The organism is Rhodococcus sp. (in: high G+C Gram-positive bacteria), assembly GCF_049286785.1.
Classification (GTDB): domain Bacteria; phylum Actinomycetota; class Actinomycetes; order Mycobacteriales; family Mycobacteriaceae; genus Rhodococcus_F.
The window spans coordinates 1-1,521 of record NZ_JBAQEO010000844.1; the positions used below are offsets into that span (position 1 = coordinate 1).

Annotated in this window: 1 protein-coding gene; it reads left to right on the plus strand. The window is 60.8% G+C overall.

Translation table 11 applies throughout. The annotated features are described in order from the left end of the window. Positions 1 to 138: 138 nt before the first annotated feature. The gene (locus tag WAW17_RS30150) at positions 139 to 1,155 is read left to right on the plus strand and encodes an IS110 family transposase (protein WP_422336518.1); all 1,017 of its coding nucleotides are present in this window, start codon (positions 139 to 141) and stop codon (positions 1,153 to 1,155) included. Positions 1,156 to 1,521 lie beyond the last annotated feature (366 nt).

Sequence of the window (1,521 nt, forward strand, 5' to 3'; positions counted from 1 at the left end):
CTGCGGAGCCGTTCGCGCCTGTCATGAACGCAAATCTGAAGCTCCGCGTGGTCGGCAGCGAACGCACTGAAGATCTGATACACATCTAGCAGGCAAACACGCGCACGATGCACCATCGTCGCGAAAGGAACCTGTGAGATGCAGACATTCGCGGCAGTCGACCTTCACTCGAACAACGGATTTCTCACCGTCATCGACGAGACTGATCGAGTCCTTCGGCAGAAGAAACTGCCAAACCGGATCTCGGCATTCGTTGACGAACTCGAGCCGTTTCGCGCGACACTGCAGGGGGTGGCTGTCGAGTCGACGTTCAACTGGTACTGGCTGGTCGACGGGCTGATCGACCACGGGTTCGCGCCGAGGCTGGTCAACACGTCGGCCATTCAACAGTACGAAGGACTCAAGCACTCCGACGATCCGTACGACGCCTGGTGGCTCGCCCACATGATGCGCCTCGGCATTCTGCCGACCGGCCACATCTACCCGCGCGAAGAACGCGCCGTGCGCGACCTGCTGCGGAAGCGCATGAGGCTCGTGCAGCAGCGAACCGCGAACATCCTCAGCGTGCAGAACCTCGAGCAAAGGAACCGGGGGACGAAACTCTCATCGAATGAAGTGAAGAAACTCACGGCTGCGCGCGTGCGCGAGTTGTACACCAACGACGATCTCGCCCTTTCGATTACGACGACGCTGAACGTCATCCATGCACTCACCGAGCAGATCAACGTGCTCGAGCGAACCGTGGTGAAGAAAGCGAAGCTTCGACCGGAGTTCGAGCCGCTCCGCAGCGTCTGGGGAATCGGCGACGTGCTCTCGCTCACGATCATGTACGAAGCCGGATCCATGGATCGATTCGCATCGCCCGGTGACTTCGCCTCGTACGCCCGCTGCGTCGACGCGAAGCGTCTGTCCAACGGCAAGAAAAAGGCCGACAACAACGGGAAGAACGGGAACAAGTATCTCGCCTGGGCCTTCGTCGAGGCGGCGCGATTCGCCGTGCGCTTCTACCCCGAGGCGAAGCGTTACTACGACAAGAAGGCGGCGAAGACGAACACGATCGTCGCAACGAAGGCGATCGCGCACAAGCTCGCCCGCGCGTGCTTTCACGTCTTGCGCGACCGCGTGCCGTTCGATCCGAAGAAGGTATTCGTTTGAAGCTTGGCCGGTGCGGTCAGCCCATCTAGGGGTTGGTTGACAACCAGGAGATCTGATTGGAGGCCGCACCGGCCAGGAAGATTTGGCGCTATGATCTTCGCGACGAGCGCGCGAGCCACAAGGGGTTGGACGCCGCGGCCCTCGGGCGGCGGTGAGCCACGCGTTCTGTGCACCTTCCAATTGGACACGCGCTCGTCATACCGATCTGTTTCTGGGACGCGCGATGCGTCAGGGGCAAGCCTGGCAGCGATGCCGGCGAAGCCTTGATCCTGATGGGTGACTGGCGCGAAGAGATATCCGACGCCTGAACCGCACGAGACACCGGAACTGCGAAAGATCAGACGCGTCGAGAGAAGCCATCGATAC